Source organism: Arthrobacter sp. Leaf337 (assembly GCF_001423745.1).
Lineage (GTDB): Bacteria > Actinomycetota > Actinomycetes > Actinomycetales > Micrococcaceae > Arthrobacter.
Window position 1 is genome coordinate 24,092 of the sequence record NZ_LMPC01000016.1, and the last position, 16,248, is coordinate 40,339.

Genomic DNA, 16,248 nt, shown 5'->3' on the forward strand with positions numbered 1-16,248 from the left:
TTGTGCTCGCCGGACTGCTGATTACGGCGGGGATGTCCTTCTGGGTGTTCCGTGTGGCGCCGGTAACCTTCGAAGCGACCGCAAATGTGGCCCTCATACCCCCGCCGACAGCCGTTATATCGGGAGACAACCCGTTCTTGTATATGGGTGGCCTTGAGCAAGCCATGGGGGTGCTCACGGTCAAAATGAATTCTGACTCCGTGCGCGGTCCGATTGAGGACGCGTACCCTGGCGCGGAATACTCCACCGAGCGTGACGCCACTACCAGCGGCCCCATCGTACGGGTGAAGGTCGCGGGTGACTCCTCCGCAACAACCTTGGATGTTCTGAACCGCGTGCTGGATGTGATGCCTGCGACCATTGCCTCGCTCCAGGATGAGCTGTCCCTGCCACAGGCATCCCGGATCTCCTTGCTGACCCTTGGTGTCGACAAGGACACGACACTCGTGGGTGAGGCCCGGACACGGGCCCTGCTGGTGGTTGCGGCGCTTGGTTTAGCTGGCACGCTGCTGCTGACGGGGCTGGCAGACAAGAAGCTGATCAAGCGGCGCGGAAAGAAGCATGTCGGGGCTGCCGCTTCGCCCCCGGATGACTTTCCCGTCGCGGAGAGGGAACTGACCCGGCGGAGCCGTGCGGACCGCGTGCCTTTGCCTTTGCCTTCCAAATCATATTCCGGCACTATTACGCCGGCCGAGCCTCTTACCGACCCGCACGTACCCGTTGCCGATCTGCGACGGTAATGCATGTTTACCAACAGCGGCCCATGGCAGCAGGTGATTCTTCCTGGTCTGGAGCGAAGACCGCCCGGACCGGATGCGGTGACCGTCCTGGCGGTCTACCTCTTCCTCCTTCTGGCTATCCCGTCCAACAGGAGTGTGGCAGCACTCGGCGGTGCGGGCGCCCCGGCAGCCCTTTTCGCGCTCGTCGCGTTGCTGTGGTGGTGCTGGTACCACGTTCAACGCCCGACGCCGTCGCTCGCCCAGGACTCCCAGCCAATCCGGATAGCCTTGCTGATTTTTGTGGCAGCAGCCCTGGCGAGCTACGCCGCCGGCGCGTCCCGGGCACTCCCGCCGGCTGAAATCAACGCACTGAATCTCGGGGTGCTCCGGATTGCAGCCTTCGCCGGGATCCTCCTGCTGGCCACGGACGGAATCCCCAACCGGGAACGGCTGATAAAGCTCCTGCGCCTGCTCTGCTTTCTGGGCGGCATGTTTGCAGCCCTGGGCCTGCTGCAGTTCTTCACTGGTCAGTCATTTGTTGAAAGACTCAGCATCCCGGGCCTTGCGGTTTCTGATTTCGGCGCGCTCCAGGACCGCGGCGGCTTCAACAGGTCGATCGCCACGGCCCGCAATCCGCTGGAGTACGCCTTCGTGCTCGCCATGATCCTTCCCCTCGCTTTGACTCTGGCCCTGTACGGCACCGGCTCCCGCCTTTTGCGCTGGTTCCCTGTCGCAACCATCACTGTGGCTGCGCTTTTGTCCGTATCGAGGTCTGCGATCATCGGCGTCCTGGTGGCAGTTGTGGTTCTCCTGCCCTCATGGAGTCCGGCTGTGCGGCGCCGGGCGGGTCTTACAGCGGTGGCACTGGTGGGCGTTGTCTGGGTAATGGTTCCCGGCATGGTGGGCACCATTAAGGGCCTGTTTGGCGGTCAGGACCCGAGCTTGAAATCACGGACTGACAGCTACGACGTCGTCTCCAGCTTCGTGGAAATGAATCCGCTCCTGGGGCGTGGCTTTGGGACATTCCTGCCGAACTACCGAATTCTCGACAACCAGTACCTGGTCACACTCATCGACATGGGCATCCTCGGGCTCATCGCACTATGCGCCGTTCCGGCCGTAGGCTTTGTCGTCGTCATCACGGCGCGGCACCACTATGCCGAACCGCTTCTGGCCAACCTCGGCCCGGCCCTGGCGGCATCCCTTGCGGCAGGCGCTGTGCTCACCGGATTCTTCGACGCATTGTCTTTCCCCCAGGCTGCCGGCATGCTGTTTTTCGTGGTCGGACTGTGCGGAGCCTACTGGCGGATGAAGGATTCGCAGGGAACAGAGCGCTATGCCTAGCTACGGAGCCCAACACCGGCTGCGCATGCGCGGCGTCCTTAGGCGCTGGTATGTGGTCTTGGCAGTGATAGCGCTGATGGTTCCGGCCGTATTGCAGGCAGCAGGTGCCACCGGCGTCTACTGGAGCAAAGTCGACGTCGTGTTTTACCCTCCGAGCGGCGCCGCCGCAGGAAATCCCCTGCGGGCCGATTCGCAGGCGACCATCCACTACGCCGCGATGGTGGAGCGGCTGGTTAACGGAGAGCGCGGCAACACCGAATCCGGAACTACCAGTGCCGATCTGTACGGCACCGGTATCCGGAACGGCTACTCCGTTTACATTCCCAGTTCAGGCGGTCAGTGGCAGAGCTCATTCGACCGCTCGGCCATCACAGTGGAAGTCGTGGCGGAGACGAGGGATGACGTAAGTAGGGTGCTCACCGGAATCGTCGACAGGATTGAAACAACGGCGGTGGAACGGCAGGAAGCCATGGGCGTGATTCCGCGGTCGTACATCACTACGAGCCTTTCGCCCGGCACTCCGGAAGTCAGCTACCAGCCGTCCAAACCCGTATATGCGGCCAGTGCGCTGGCTGTACTCACTGCGGGCCTGGCCATAGCCGCGGCCGGTCTTGTGGACCGGCTGACGCTGCATGTCGCAGGCCGGCGCGACCAACTCCGCCACGCTCCCACCGCCGCCGGGGACCGAACCAAGGTGCGCTCCTGAACCCTCGGGCCTACGCCGCCGTACGGAAGAACAGTTCGGTCACCCTGGCCAGCCGGAACGGGTCCTCGACGCCGCAGAGTTCACGGGCGGAGTGCATCGACAGCAGCGGCACGCCCACATCCACGGTCCTGATGCCCAGACGGGTCGCCGTCAGCGGCCCGATGGTGGACCCGCACGGCATCACATTGTTGGAAACGAACTCCTGGTACGGGACGCCCGCCTGACCGCACAGCCGCGCCCAGAAGGCGGCACCGGGGGCGTCGGTTGCGTAGCGCTGGTTGGCGTTGATCTTGAGCAGCGGGCCGCCGTTGAGAACCGGCCGATTAACCGGGTCGTGGCGCTCGGCGTAGTTCGGATGCACCGCGTGGCCGGCGTCGGCCGAGACGCAGAACGACGCCGCCAGGGCTTGCCGGCGCTGGCTGACCGACGCGCCGAGGCCGTCCGAGACGCGAACCAGAACGTCCTCCAGGAGCGGCCCGCAGGCACCCGAGCGCGAGTTGGATCCGATCTCCTCGTGGTCGAAAGCCGCGAGTACGGCGATCGGGCCGCCGTCCGCCTGCGCACCGGCCTCGGCGTGGGCGATGAGCGCTGCCAGGCCGGCATGCGTGGCGGACAGGTTGTCCAGCCGTCCGGAGGCGAAAAATTCACCCTTGGCCCCGAAAACCGCAGCCGGCTGCGTGTCTGCCACAACGACGTCGTATCCCCCGATCTGGGCCGGATCCACAGGTGCGGAGCCGGGATCCGCTGCGGTAGCCCTTTCGGCCAATAGCGCCAGGAGGTCCTCGCCTGCCGGATCCCCTAGGCCGAAGACCGGATTCATATGCTGCTGCTTGTCCAGCGCCAGACCCTCGTTTACCGCCCTGTCCAGGTGGATGGCGAGCTGGGGGAACCGCAGCAGCGGCCCGGTGGCGGTCAGGCACTGCGTGCCGTCCAGCATCACCAGCCGGCCGGCCAGCTGCAGTTCCCGATCCAGCCAGGAGTTGAGCAGTGGACCGCCGTAAACCTCCACGCCCGCCTGCAGCCAGCCCAATTTCCCCGTGGTGGGCTTAGGCTTGAGCTTGAACGACGGCGAATCCGTGTGCGCCCCCAGGATATTGAAGCCCGTCGTGGGTCCGGCGCTCTCGGGTGTCACCCACGCGATCAGGGCCCCGTCGCGGACTACATAGAACCGCCCGGCCGCGCCGGCACCCCCACCGCCGGCCGGCCAAGCGGCCAGTTCATCCAGCCCGGTGAAGCCCGCCTTATCCAGCCGCCTCGCGGCTTCCTGGACCGCATGGAAGCTCGACGGCGACGCGCTGACATACGCCCCGAGGTCCTGGATGTGGTCTGCGGCAGTGGTGTGGGAAGGCATGGCTCCGAGTCTAGCGGTGCCGCGACGGCCCGTGCCGAACCCTGTTCCCGGGGGCACTGCCACTACACCGTGACGTTGAGTCCGGCCGTGTAACCGGCGGCCACCGAACCGGACATGGTGGCCAGCTGGTAGATGCCGCCGTCGTCGCCAAAGACGTTGTCCGAGGTGAGCGTGGTGTTGGGAAAGTTCCGGGCGCTGGTCTCATAGCCCGGCGTGGCGTAGATCTCGTTGCAGGCCGCCTCTGTCATGGCGATCTGGGAGACAGCCAGTACCTGCCCCGCCACCGTGGCATTGCTCATGGATTCGAAGACTTCGAAGTGGATGTGCGGCCAGCGGCCGTTGTACGCCCCGGGGTAGATGGTGGTGAACGTAACCTGGCCGTTGGCGTCCGCTTCCTGGACCCCGCGGAGGAAGTTCTCGTTTTCGAGGCCGGCGTCGTACATGGAGTACTTGCCGTCACGGTCGCAGTGCCAGACGTACACCGCGGCTCCGGCGAGGGGTTTGCAGCCGTTGGCGTTGTCCAGGAGCGTCAGCGTGACTGTCAGCGGGATGCCTTCGGCCTTGGTGGTGGCAGATCCGAAGCTTGAGGTGATGTCCTGCCGCACGACGCCGGACGCCTCGAGGACGTTCGGGCCGTTGGAACCATCTCCCGGGTAAGGCCCTGCCGTTTCCTGCGGAATTTCCACCCCGCAGTCGGCGATGGCCCGGGTCAGCGTGGGTGACGCCGACGGCGTGGCGGACGCTGACGATGACGGCGTAGCAGTCGCGGAGGCAGAAGGCGTCGCCGTGGCGGAACTGCTGGCTGTTCCCGAGGTAGAGCCCGGCGTGCAGGCTGCCAGCGCGGCGGCCGCTGTGCCGGCGCCGAAGAACAGGCCCAGGGAACGGCGGCTCATCAACGTTGAGAGGTCGAATTCCAAGCCGCGGTCATGGTTGGGGTGGGGTTCGTGGGGCGGCTGCGGTGAATTTGTCATTGACCAATAGAACTCCGAAGGGCTATGCCGCGTATAGGCCCTTCCTGTGAACCCGCTGTGCGGCTGTCGATGTCGCCGGGGATTTCGCCGCAGTTGTGGGAGCCTTGGCGGTCCGGGCCGTGGCCGGCTCCCTGATGTCAGGGCAAAGGTTGCTGACCAGTCCGGTGCCCGCGCATTCACGCATCGCCTCAATGCCGGCGGCGGCCGCCCTGGTGTCCGGATATGGCCTGGAAATGCCCAGCTCCGTACCGTCCGGCCCTACCATCCTGAACCGCACGCCCGATGCCTCGTCCAAGAAAAGTTCGAATCGTCCCGCCATGGTTTCCTTCCAAAGGTGGTCGTGGGGTTCCAAACGATGCTGCCCGCTGGCGTCCGGCTAAATAAGAGGCCAAAGGTCCCTTACCCGGGAGTAACTCCGGCGCGGCGGCGATTTGCGGATGGGTCAGGCCACGGCCCGGGACCATCCGGGGACTTTGGGCCCTGTTGGTCGTTCCGTGATGGGTATCTACTGGTCTGTGAGTCAGGGCCGCCGCGTTGCTGCCTTGCCGATGGAAGGCCCTGCCAGTAACCCGTCCTGCCCGGCAACAACCAGGAGAGAGCCATGTCCGGTGCGTTGAAATGGTCCCCGTTCGAATCGGCCCGATGGCCGTCTGCCCAGGATGGGGCGGGCCGGAACCCGTCGCAGTTCGCCGGCTCCAACGGGCGGTCCTTTGAATCCACTGACAGCCTGGTCCCCGTCCTCGTCGACGAGGAGGTCAGCGTTGACGAATACGTCGACAAGGAGGCACTCGTTGTCCGGGCCCATTTGCCCGGCGCGGACCCAGACACAGACATCGAAGTCTCCGTGGCCGGGGGTGTGCTGCACATCCGTGCGGGGCACGAGCAGTCCGGCGGCCGATCCGAGGCGACCGGCTTGCACTCCGGGCGGCGGTACCGTTCCTTCGCCCGCAACCTGCCGTTGCCGGAGGGCGTTACGGACGAGGACATCAAGGTGTCTTTCAGGGACGGCGTCCTCGAAGTCAGAACCCCGCTTCCCGTGGTGCCCGGAACGGACGCTGCAGAGAAACGGCTCCCCATCAGCCACGACTGATGGCGGCTCCACCAAGAACAGCCGGGCAACCGGGAAAGAGGCAAAAATACAGATGGAACGGCGCGCCCAATGGAACTGAAATCACAGTGGCACCGGCTTGATCCCGCCACCCGCAGGTGGCTCATGGACAACCCGGGCTGCGTCGTGCTGCCCCGGACGATCGCGACGATCGTTGCGAGGGTTGCGGACGAACCAGTGGTCCGCGACCAGCACGGTGCAATCCAGCTCAGCGCGGCCGACGTCAGCTTCATTCGCACCAGGGTTCACAGTGCCGCCACCGGAGAGCACCGTTTCTTCGACGCCGTGCAGCCCGGCAGCCCGGCTCCGGCGGACGCCGGGAATCCGGACAGCGCGGAGTCCGGGCACCTGGACTGACGGTACCCGGACTCCGGTTCAGGGGCGGCTGTTGCCGCCGCTGCTGAGATAGAACCTTTGGTTTACGACGCCGGACCGGCACCTACGCCGGCTTCCTCCGCCGCCGTTCGTTCCTTCGCGGTTCCAGCTCGCGTTGCTTCTTCTGCCGTTACTTCTGCTGCGATGGCCTCTTCCGTTCCGGCGCCGGTGGCGCCGAGACCCTTGCGGTAGCGCCAGACGCCGACCCCCACCACCACGGCCGCCAGTGCCAGTGAGAGCAGCAGCGACTCCCGGGTGGACTCCAGGATCACCATGCCGATCAGCAGCGCGACGATGCTGGCAATGGCTACCCAGGTCAGGTATGGGAAGAGCCACATCTTGAGGGCCAGGTCCTTGGCGGCGGCACCCATGCGCCGGCGGAGGATCAGCTGTGAAGCCGCGATGACCAGCCAGACAAACAGCGCGATCGCACCCGAGGTGTTGACGAGGAACAGGAACACGGTGTCCGGCGCGATGTAGTTCAGGCCAACGGTGATGAAGCCCACCACGGTTGAGGCCAGCACGGCTGCGGCCGGGACGCCGCGCTTGGAAATCTTCGTCCATGCCCGCGGTGCGTCACCGCGGCGGGAAAGTGAGAACAGCATGCGGCTGGCCGTGTAGAGCCCGGAGTTCAGGCAGGACAGCACCGAAGTCAGCACCACGATGTCCATGATGGTGCCGGCGCCGGGAATCCCGAAGAGTTCGATCACTGCGACGTAGGGGCTCTTCGCCACTGAGGCGGAGTTCCACGGAAGCAGTGTGACCACAATGGCGATGGAGCCGATGTAGAACACCAGGATGCGCCACACAGTGGACTTCACGGCCTTCTTGACGGCGTCCACCGGATTCTCGGATTCGCCGGCTGCGATAGTGGCAATTTCAGCGCCGAAGAACGAGAACACCACCACCAGGATGCCGGCGAGGACCGCACCCGGGCCGTTGGGCAGGAAGCCGCCGTTATTGACCAGGTTGTCCAGCCCGGGGGCGGGAACTCCCGGAATGAGGCCCAGGATGGCGGCCGCGCCGAAGAGCAGGAACAGCACGATGGCAGCCACCTTGATGGAGGCAAACCAGAATTCGAATTCACCGTACGATTTCACCGATCCCAGATTGGTGAGCGTCAGCAGCACCATAAGCACGAGCGCCCATATCCATTGGTCGATGCCGGGAACCCAGCGGTGCATGATGGCGGCACCGGCCGTGGCTTCGATTCCGAGGACAATGATCCAGAACCACGCGTACAGCCAGCCGATGCTGAAGCCGGCCCACCGGCCAAGGGCCTTATCTGCGTAGGTGGAGAACGATCCGGTTTCGGGGTTGGCTGCTGCCATTTCGCCGAGCATCCGCATCACCAGGATCACGACGATTCCTGCGGCCATGTAGGCGAGCAGAATGCCGGGGCCGGCCTGCTGGATGGCAGCACCGGAACCCACAAAGAGTCCGGCTCCGATCACGCCGGCAATGGCGATCATGGAAAGGTGCCTTGGTTTCAGGGACTTGGAGAGCTGTTGGTCAGCGTGCATGGAAGCGCCGTCCTTCGTTGAGGGTGTGGGCCCCGGACGGACACGGATTCCGTGTGTCAGGCCACATTTCTTTTTCACCCTAGACCTGATGCCGGAGGACAGATCTTGTGCAGTCGAACATTTTAACGGCTCCCGAAAAGGAGCTTCCCACAATGCAGAGCATCAATGGTCAACAAAAGTGACTTTACGAGCAACTTTGAAATGTGCTCGAAATCTACCTCTGAGTAGCTAATAGTCCGGATTGCTGGGCACCACCAACCCTGTCTCATAGGCGTAAACCACGGCCTGCACCCTGTCCCGGAGGTGCAGTTTGGCGAGGATCCGGCGCACGTGCGTTTTTACCGTGGCCTCGGACAGGAAGAACCTGTGGGCAATCTCGGCGTTGGACAGTCCCTCGGCCATGGCCCCCAGCATTTCCCTTTCGCGCGGTGTCAGGGCTTCCAGCAACGGGTCCTTTTGCTGCTCTTCGCCATGCGGATGCCTGCCTTTGCCGACTGCCGGCACAGAGGCGGTTCGTTGCCCGCCAGCCGCAGAGTTCGCGGTAGCCACCGAGTGTCCGGTGACCGCAAAGTGTCCGGGGACGGCGGGATGGTCTCCGCGGACATAGGCTTCCAGCAGGCGGCGCGTGACGCGGGGGGCCACCACGGCATCGCCGCTCGCCACGACCCGCACGGCGCTAACCAGTTCAGCAGGGGCCACGTCCTTAAGCAGGAATGCCGAAGCACCCGCCTGCAGGCCGGCAAAGGCGTATTCATCGAGGTCGAAGGTGGTCAGGATGATCACCTTCGCGGAGGACCCCGAAGAGGCCACCGCCCGGGTCGCTTCGATGCCGTCAAATACCGGCATCCGAACGTCCATCAGCACCACGTCGGGGTTCACCTCCCTGACCTGCCGGATTGCCTCCGCCCCATCGGAGGCTTCGCCCACCACCCGAAGGTCATCCTCGCCCTCAAGGATCAGCCGGAAGCCCATCCTCAGCAGGGGCTGATCGTCCACTAGCAGGACTGTTATCGGTGCATAGCCATTCATGTTTTTCCTTGGTCCCCATTCCAATTCAACACTGCCCGGACGCGCCATCCGCCACCGGCCGGGCGTCCGGCTTCCACCGTACCGTCGTAAATCCCGGCCCGCTCGCGCATTCCCGTCAAGCCCTGCCCGGACCCCAGGGGCCGCGCCCCGCCTGCCGCTGCCACCGGTGCGGCAGCGGCCGCGTGACCCACGATGCCTTTGCCGTCATCGAGCACTTCAATGGTGACCGTACCGTCAGTGCGCGCCATATTCACATCCACTCGGCCCAGCGCCCTGCCGTAGCGGAGGACGTTCGTGAGCGATTCCTGCACAATCCGGTAGACGGTCAGTTGGAAGGCCGCGTCCTCAGGCAGGGCAGGTCCTGTGTGCGAGTAATGCAGCGGCAGCCCCGCAGTGCGGAAGCCCTCCAGGAGTTTGGCCAGGCTGTTTCCTGCGCTCAGCGGCTGCCGGGGAGCCTGGCCTGCCGGTGATTCGTCACGCAGGACGCCCAGCACGCGCCGCATGTCCGCCAGAGCCGTTCGCCCGGTCCGTGAAATCTCCGCCAGGACCTCGGCGGCGCGGTCCGGACTCTTCCTGACCACAACTGCGGCGCCGTCGGACAAGGTGAGCATCACCGTCAGGGAGTGCGCCACGACGTCGTGCATCTCCCTGGCGATCCGGTTGCGTTCGGTGACGGAGCCCAGTTCGGCGGTCCGGGCCGCCCACGCGGCGATTTCCTGTTCGTGTTCCTGTCGCTGCCGGACGGAGATGCCGATTCCGGTGGCGATGATGTTGGACAGCGTGATGGTGATGCCGGCAACGATTCCAAACACCAGCTGCGAATTCTCCGGCGCCGCCGGGCCGCCGCTGGGAAGGGCACGTTCCAGCGGGCCTACGAGGGTCAGGAAGTACAGCAGGGACAGCGGGGTGTTGGACAATGCCAGGGCGGTGATGGAGAACCTGCGGGGCCGCCGCACTGCCAGCGCATACAAGGCAAACCACAGTCCCGCGGAAACGTTGGAGCCCCAAGGGTGCAGAAGCGTGATGCCCACTTCCAGCACCGCCACGGTGGCAACAACGGCCACCGGATAAGTCCGGCGGAAAGAGAGCGCCACCGCGACGGCGGCGAGCAACGCGGTGGCTGCCCAGCCGCCGTCGAGCACGGCGTCCACTGCGGTGGGCGTGACCAGGAGCAGGTAGCACAGCACCACCACCAAATCCATGGCGCGGGGGTTCCGGTGCAGGTACCGGCGGAGCCTGCCGCGGCGGCGGTCGGCGATTGCGGCAAAGGACGCATCAACCTGAGTCAGGGCTGATGCGTCCTTGGCCGGTGGTTCTTCGTACATTTGTTGAGCCTAATCGGCGGTCCGGCCGCCCTGCCCGCTCAAACGTCCCGCTTCTTCAACAGGACCATGGCTAGGATCGCCGGAACCACCACCCACGCGCCGAGCACCAGGGCAGCCTGCCACGCTTCGAGGTTCCCGTCCACGTGTTCTACGGCGGTCAGTGGCGTCACAGTGTTGCCCGGAAGGTACTTGCGGGCTTCTTCGAAGAAGTCGCCGGGAATCAGTTGGAAGGCGATCGGCGCCACGAAGAACAGGCCCACCAGGCTCATGATCCCGCCCGCGGAATTGCGGATGATGCTGCCCAGGGACATGCCGATGGAGGCAACTGCGGCCACATAGAGGCTGTTGACGATCAACAGCTTGACGGACTGGGAGCTGGCCAGGTCCAGGCTCAGGCCATAGTTGTCCAGGATCGGAACGGACACCAGGCCGGCAATGAGGGTCGAAACGCCGGTCAGAACGAAGGACACCACCACTACGACGAGGAACTTCGCCACGAAGGCCGGAATCCTCTTGGGCACGGCCGCGAACGTGGAGCGCGCCATTCCGGTGGTGAATTCTGAGCTCATCAGCAGCACGCCCAGGGACCCGAGGATCAGCTGGGCAAAAGCGATACCGGAGGTGGGGGCACTCACCGCGATGTCGCCGCCCTGGGCCGCCATCTGGGCTGCGGCTTCCGGGTCGGAGGCCATCTGCTCGCGGAACTGGCCGGTGGACCACGCCGCCAGGGCGCCAAAGCCCACCATCACCAGCATGGTGGAGCCAAGCAGGATCAGCGTGGAGAGCAGGGTGCGGAACTTGATGAATTCCGAGTTCAGCACGCGCAGGAAACTGGGACCGGGACCCGGAGAAGCAGGACCGCCGGCTGAGTGGACGGACTGTCCAGAGGGCCCGCCGGCCTGGGGTGCCGCGCCGCCCTGGGCCCTGCGGCCCGAGGGGGTGGGTTCCAAAGTAGTTGAGCTCATGGCTTATTTGCCTCCGGTCTGGGCGGGAACGGGGGCTCCCGTGGTGATGAGCGAGTGGTATTCGACTTCGTCCTTGGTCAGCTCCATGTAGGCCTCTTCGAGGCTTGCCTGGAGCGGGGTGAGTTCGTAGATCATGACGTGGTTGTCCAGGGCGGTCCGGGCGATTTGCCGCGGATCCAGTCCCTTGACCTCCAGCAGTTCGTGGTCCTGGGCCTCTACCGAAACTCCGGTGCCGGCAAGGAGGTGCATGAGCTGGTCCGGCTCGTCCGTGCGGACGCGGGTACGGCTCGCACCCTTGCCGGTGATGATGTCCTTGATGGGGGCGTCCGCGATGATCTTTCCGCGGCCGATCACAATCAGGTGGTCCGCGGTCACGGCCATTTCGCTCATAAGGTGGCTGGACAGGAAGACAGTCCGGCCCTCCGAGGCCAGGTACTTCACCAGGTTCCGAACCCACACCACGCCCTCCGGGTCCAGCCCGTTGACCGGCTCATCCAGGATGATGGTCTGCGGATCTCCCAGCAGTGCCGCGGCAATTCCCAGCCGCTGCCCCATGCCGAGCGAAAAGCCCTTGACCTTCTTTTTGGCGACGTCGGCCAGTCCGGTCATTTCGATGACCTCATTGACGCGCTTCTTGGGGATGCTGTGGGTGGCGGCCATGGCCAGCAGGTGGTTATAGGCCGAACGGCCCGTGTGGACCGCCTTGGCGTCCAGCAGGGCGCCCACTTCACGCAGGGGAGCCGCGTGCTTGGTGAACGGAACACCGTTGACGGTGACCGAGCCCGATGTCGGCGTGTCCAGTCCCATGATCATCCTCATGGTGGTGGATTTACCGGCCCCGTTGGGGCCGAGGAAGCCGGTGACCATGCCGGCCTGGACAGTGAAGTCCACTCCGCCCACGGCGGTTTTATCGCCATAGACCTTGGACAGGCCTCTTGCTTCAATCATGGAAGCGTTCCTTTGCGTAGCTGCGGATGCGGTGACGGCGTCTGCATGCCGCAGATCCGTTCGTACCACCCACGCTACAGACGCAACGTTCCCTTTTCGCCGGTCTCAGGGATGATTCAGGGTGGAATCAGGGTAGTCCCAAGGGATGACCATCAGGCGGCGGACAGTAGTAAGTGAGCGCTCCGGGCAACACGGAAAATTCGACCCGGCGCACGCCCGGCAACGCTTCGCCGTCCACGGCCAGGGCCATGGGGGACTCGGCTGCGTCCACGGTTACCGTGGTGGATTCGCTCAGGTGGGTGATCCGTGACGTCGCCACGGTGCCGGTCAGCACGGACCAGAGCAGCCGGAGCCGCGCGAAGGACTCATCCGCGGTGATCATCCGCAGGTCCAGCACGCCGTCGTCCATCACCGGCCGCACCAGCGGTGCGTGGTCGCGGGGGTAGTAGCGGCCGCGACCAATGTAGAGGATCCATAGCTTGTGGCGGACGCCGTTCACAATCATGGTGGTGGGGGTGCCGGCCGCGAACGTCCTGAACATGGCAGCCACTCCGGCCAGCGGTTTGCCGAGGGCGGGCCGGAGCTGTTCACGCCGCCGGACCAGGTTGGGATAGAGGCCGATGCTTGCCGTATTCAGCATGATCCGCTCCAGCTTTTCGGGGTTTCCGGCGAGGCCTCGTTCCACGAGGACATGCCCCACATCGGCCCGGGCAGCTGAACCGGCGGACGCCGCCTCCACGGCATCCTCGAGGGTGGAGGTCCCGGCATCGCGGGCAAAGTGGTTGAGGGTTCCGCCGGGAAGCACCAGTAGAGGGAGGGAATGTTCGACGGCGACCGCCGCGGCGGTGCCCACGGTTCCGTCGCCGCCCCACACTCCGAGCGCCTTGACTCCCGGCACCTCCACTGCCGCCCTGATCTCGGCGGCTACATCGCCGTCCTCATCTATCTCATGTATATGCGCTAGAGGGAATACGTCCTGGAGTGCCTTGACTGTTTCCGGCGCATAGGAGCCGCCCAAAGTATTGACGGCGATGTGCAGGCCTTCTCCGCCGGGCAGTTGTGCAGCCTGGGCTGCGGCGCGGGTGGTCTCCGGGAACGGCGGGCGGACGGGCCACCACTTGCGGGTGATCATGGCTGCGCCGGCCCCGATGGCCGACCCGAACAATACATCCGTGGGCCAGTGAGCGCCGGTATGGACCCGGGAGTAGGCAACGCCGGCGGCCAAGGGTGCCAGCGCGGCGCCAATGGCAGGCTGCACCAGCCCCACACCCACGGCAAACGCCGCCGCGGACGCCGAATGGCCTGAAGGCATCGATGAGCTGGTGGGCTGCGGGTTGACGAACCGGAACACGGGAAGATGCTCCGGCAGCGGCCGGGCTCGCGGCAGGAGCGTTTTGAACACGACGTTGGTGACCGCTGATGCGACGCCCTGGGCAATCAGCCCGTGCAGCGCCGCGCGCCGGGGCTTGCCCGGGATGAGGGCCAGTCCTCCAGCCACCGCGAACCACAGCTTTCCATGGTTCGCGGCCGCCGAGAGCCGGCGGAACAGGACGTCGTGGTTTCCGCCAGGCAGATTGGACACGGCCTTGAGCAACTTCCGGTCCAGCCCGGCAAGCAGGCCCGGGCCTTTCCTCAGCATCCTTCGCATTTCCCCACCCTACCGCCGACCCTGCGGATCACTGGGTTGGCTGCCGGGGTGGCTGCGGCGGGTGCTAGTCGTTGCGGAGCGGCGCACCAGGCAAGGGCTTCGCCGCGCCGGCGAGAAGGAGCGCCACGAGGATGGGCACCATGATGGCGAGCAGGGCGAGATGGATCCCGGTGAGGTCACCCAGGTAACCGAGGAGCGGCGGTCCGGCCAGGAAGGAGATGTAGCCCAGCGTGGACACGACCGACACCCGGGCAGCAGCCTTCTTGGGATCGTCTGCCGCGGCGGACATGCCCATCGGGAAGGCCAGCGCCGCGCCGATTCCCCACAGTGCCGCTCCCGCCGTCGCAAGCCACACGTTACCCGCCAGGACGAAAAGGCCAAGTCCCGCGGCCGCCGCGGCCATACTGGCCCGCAGTACGGCAACACGGCCGTACTTGTCGATCACGAACCCGCCGCAGAACCGCATCGCCGTCATGGCCAGGACAAAGACTGCGAACATCAGTGCGCCGGTGGATTCGCTGGTGCCGAGACCGTCCACGGAGGCTTTGGCGATCCAGTCATTCCCGGCCCCTTCAGTGAGGGTAGCGCCAAGGACCACAACGCCAATCAAGAGTGTGCGGCTGTCGCGCCAGGCGGAGTCACCCTTCTGTGCTGCTGCGTCCCCGCTGGAATGGACCTCGGCGGCGATATGCGGCAGGAAGTAGCGGGGGGCCACCATGGTGAGCACCGCCACGACGGCGGCGATGACCAGGAGGTGGGCAGGCAGCCCCACACCGAGTCCGGAGAGGCCGGCGCCGATCAGGGCGCCCACAAAGGCTCCGCCGCTGAAAGCCGCGTGGAACTGCGGCATGATGGTGCGCTTGAGCCGGTGTTCGACGTCGGCCCCTTCAATGTTCTGGGAAACGTCCCACAGTCCCACGCCAATTCCAAAGAAGAACAAGGCCACGGCCGTGCCGGGCACCGACTCGGCCGTCAGCGAAAGGGCGATGCCCACCCCGGCCAGCGCTGCCAGCAGCCCGCTGGCGCGGACGGCGTTGGCGGTACCGATCCGTCCCACCACCCACCCTGCCGTGGGAAGGGCGATCAACGAACCGACCGCCGTGCAGAGAAGCAGCGTTCCCATCTGCCCGGAGGTCACGTGCAGGATTTCGGTGACGGCGGGGATGCGTGCTGCCCAGCTGGCAAACACGAGCCCGTTGATCCCGAACACGAGGAACGTGGCGGCGGCCGCGGCGTTCAGCTTCTGGGTGGAGACGGCGATGCTCATACGTTCACTACTTTCACAGAGTGTTTTCCAAGTTGCGTGAGTTCCTGCGGGCTGAACACCCGGTCCGTGACGATGACGTCCACGGCTTCCAGCGCTGCTACCAGTGCCACGGCGGCAGCGTTCCATTTGGAGCCTGCGCAGGCTGCTATTACGCGGCCGGCGGATTCGAGTCCGGCGCGCTTGACGGCGGCATCGTCGAGGTCGTGCGCCAGCAGTCCGTCTTTGAGGTTTACTGCGCAGGGCGTCACCACGGCGGTATCAAAACGAAGGGAGCGGATGTTGGCCTCGGCCAGCGGGCCCCGGAAGCACAGCTCGCCGGGGATCAGGCTTCCGCCCGGCACCAGCAGGGCGGGACGGTGTCCGGCCTGGCCTTCCGCGGTCAAGGCGTTGAGGGCGGGCAGAGACATGGGCATCAGCGTCAGTTCACGTTGCCGCAGGTGACGGGCGATCCCGGTGGCGGTGGTTCCGCTGTCGAGCCACACATGTTCGCGGTCCTGCAGCAGGCCTGCCACGCCTGCGGCGATCCGGACTTTGACGTCCTGTTCTTCCAGTTCCCGCTGCCCGTAACCGGGATTCTCGCCGCGGAGCACCAGGCTCTTCGCCCCGCCGTGCACCCGCCGAAGTACGCCGTGGATGGCCAGAACATCCAGGTCGCGGCGGATGGTGGCGCCGGACGCTCCGCACTCGGCCATCAGCTCGTCCACGGTCACCTCTTCACGGCTCCGCAGCAATTCACCGATTAACCGGTGCCGCTCTTCAGTCCTCATGTACAAAATGCTACCGAAAATGATCACTTAATCAGAATTAGTGATCGTATGGACTCAACGCTCTCTCACTTTTCGCACGAAAAACACCGACGCTCTCTCACCTTGAAGTGGTCCCCGATAGTTGGACTGGCTAAATGGGATTCTAGGCCGCACGGGTCTGGGCACGGTATTGCACCGGACTCAGACCCTTGAGCTTTGTAGA

General features: G+C 65.2%; 15 protein-coding genes. 5 read left to right on the forward strand and 10 right to left on the reverse strand.

Annotation, left to right across the window (positions count from 1 at the left end):
* The first annotated feature begins 2 nt into the window (after positions 1 to 2).
* The 3 genes from ASF98_RS13820 to ASF98_RS13830 are packed head-to-tail and all read left to right on the forward strand — an operon-like array spanning position 3 to position 2,769.
* Positions 3 to 740, forward strand: a complete 738-nt coding sequence (locus ASF98_RS13820; protein WP_055802747.1) for a hypothetical protein — start codon at positions 3 to 5, stop codon at positions 738 to 740.
* A 3-nt stretch (positions 741 to 743) separates the two neighbouring features.
* Positions 744 to 2,063 (forward strand): O-antigen ligase family protein, encoded by a 1,320-nt coding sequence (locus ASF98_RS13825; protein ID WP_082506848.1) that lies wholly within the window; start codon positions 744 to 746, stop codon positions 2,061 to 2,063.
* Complete coding sequence (locus tag ASF98_RS13830; protein ID WP_156372412.1) at positions 2,056 to 2,769, forward strand: hypothetical protein; 714 nt, start codon at positions 2,056 to 2,058, stop codon at positions 2,767 to 2,769. The genes ASF98_RS13825 and ASF98_RS13830 overlap by 8 nt, the downstream gene beginning before the upstream one ends.
* 10 nt (positions 2,770 to 2,779) lie before the next feature.
* Here the strand turns inward: ASF98_RS13830 and ASF98_RS13835 are convergent, their stop codons facing one another.
* On the reverse strand, positions 2,780 to 4,120 hold the full coding sequence (locus ASF98_RS13835) for a M18 family aminopeptidase (protein WP_055802753.1): 1,341 nt from the start codon (positions 4,118 to 4,120) through the stop codon (positions 2,780 to 2,782).
* A gap of 62 nt (positions 4,121 to 4,182) precedes the next feature.
* Positions 4,183 to 5,091, reverse strand: coding sequence for an intradiol ring-cleavage dioxygenase (locus ASF98_RS13840; protein WP_055802755.1), 909 nt, complete (start codon positions 5,089 to 5,091; stop codon positions 4,183 to 4,185).
* A 601-nt stretch (positions 5,092 to 5,692) separates the two neighbouring features.
* On the opposite strand from ASF98_RS13840, the gene ASF98_RS13850 reads away from it, so the two are divergent.
* Together ASF98_RS13850 and ASF98_RS13855 are read left to right on the forward strand one after the other, a co-directional pair.
* The gene (locus ASF98_RS13850; protein WP_055802757.1) at positions 5,693 to 6,181 is read left to right on the forward strand and encodes an Hsp20/alpha crystallin family protein; all 489 of its coding nucleotides are present in this window, start codon (positions 5,693 to 5,695) and stop codon (positions 6,179 to 6,181) included.
* Positions 6,182 to 6,250: 69 nt separating this feature from the next.
* Complete coding sequence (locus ASF98_RS13855) at positions 6,251 to 6,556, forward strand: hypothetical protein (protein ID WP_055802759.1); 306 nt, start codon at positions 6,251 to 6,253, stop codon at positions 6,554 to 6,556.
* Positions 6,557 to 6,618: 62 nt separating this feature from the next.
* Here ASF98_RS13855 and ASF98_RS13860 read toward each other — a convergent pair whose 3' ends face one another.
* The 8 genes from ASF98_RS13860 to ASF98_RS13895 all read right to left on the reverse strand — a co-directional run bounded on the left by ASF98_RS13860 (position 6,619) and on the right by ASF98_RS13895 (position 16,046).
* Positions 6,619 to 8,097 (reverse strand): amino acid permease, encoded by a 1,479-nt coding sequence (locus ASF98_RS13860; RefSeq protein ID WP_055802761.1) that lies wholly within the window; start codon positions 8,095 to 8,097, stop codon positions 6,619 to 6,621.
* A 228-nt stretch (positions 8,098 to 8,325) separates the two neighbouring features.
* Positions 8,326 to 9,126: a response regulator gene (locus tag ASF98_RS13865; protein ID WP_055802763.1), complete on the reverse strand. Its 801-nt coding sequence runs from the start codon at positions 9,124 to 9,126 to the stop codon at positions 8,326 to 8,328.
* The gene (locus ASF98_RS13870; protein WP_055802764.1) at positions 9,123 to 10,451 is read right to left on the reverse strand and encodes a sensor histidine kinase; all 1,329 of its coding nucleotides are present in this window, start codon (positions 10,449 to 10,451) and stop codon (positions 9,123 to 9,125) included. Before ASF98_RS13870 ends, ASF98_RS13865 begins: the two co-directional genes overlap by 4 nt.
* Positions 10,452 to 10,489: 38 nt before the next feature.
* Entirely contained in the window at positions 10,490 to 11,416 is a 927-nt protein-coding gene (locus ASF98_RS13875) for an ABC transporter permease subunit (RefSeq protein WP_055802766.1), read from the reverse strand.
* A 3-nt stretch (positions 11,417 to 11,419) separates the two neighbouring features.
* Entirely contained in the window at positions 11,420 to 12,364 is a 945-nt protein-coding gene (locus ASF98_RS13880; protein WP_055802768.1) for an ABC transporter ATP-binding protein, read from the reverse strand.
* A gap of 127 nt (positions 12,365 to 12,491) precedes the next feature.
* A complete protein-coding gene (locus tag ASF98_RS13885; RefSeq protein WP_055802770.1) occupies positions 12,492 to 14,012 on the reverse strand; it encodes a bifunctional phosphatase PAP2/diacylglycerol kinase family protein in 1,521 nt (506 codons plus the stop codon).
* A 64-nt stretch (positions 14,013 to 14,076) separates the two neighbouring features.
* Entirely contained in the window at positions 14,077 to 15,279 is a 1,203-nt protein-coding gene (locus tag ASF98_RS13890; RefSeq protein WP_055802772.1) for an MFS transporter, read from the reverse strand.
* Complete coding sequence (locus ASF98_RS13895) at positions 15,276 to 16,046, reverse strand: DeoR/GlpR family DNA-binding transcription regulator (RefSeq protein WP_055802774.1); 771 nt, start codon at positions 16,044 to 16,046, stop codon at positions 15,276 to 15,278. The genes ASF98_RS13890 and ASF98_RS13895 overlap by 4 nt, the downstream gene beginning before the upstream one ends.
* Positions 16,047 to 16,248 lie beyond the last annotated feature (202 nt).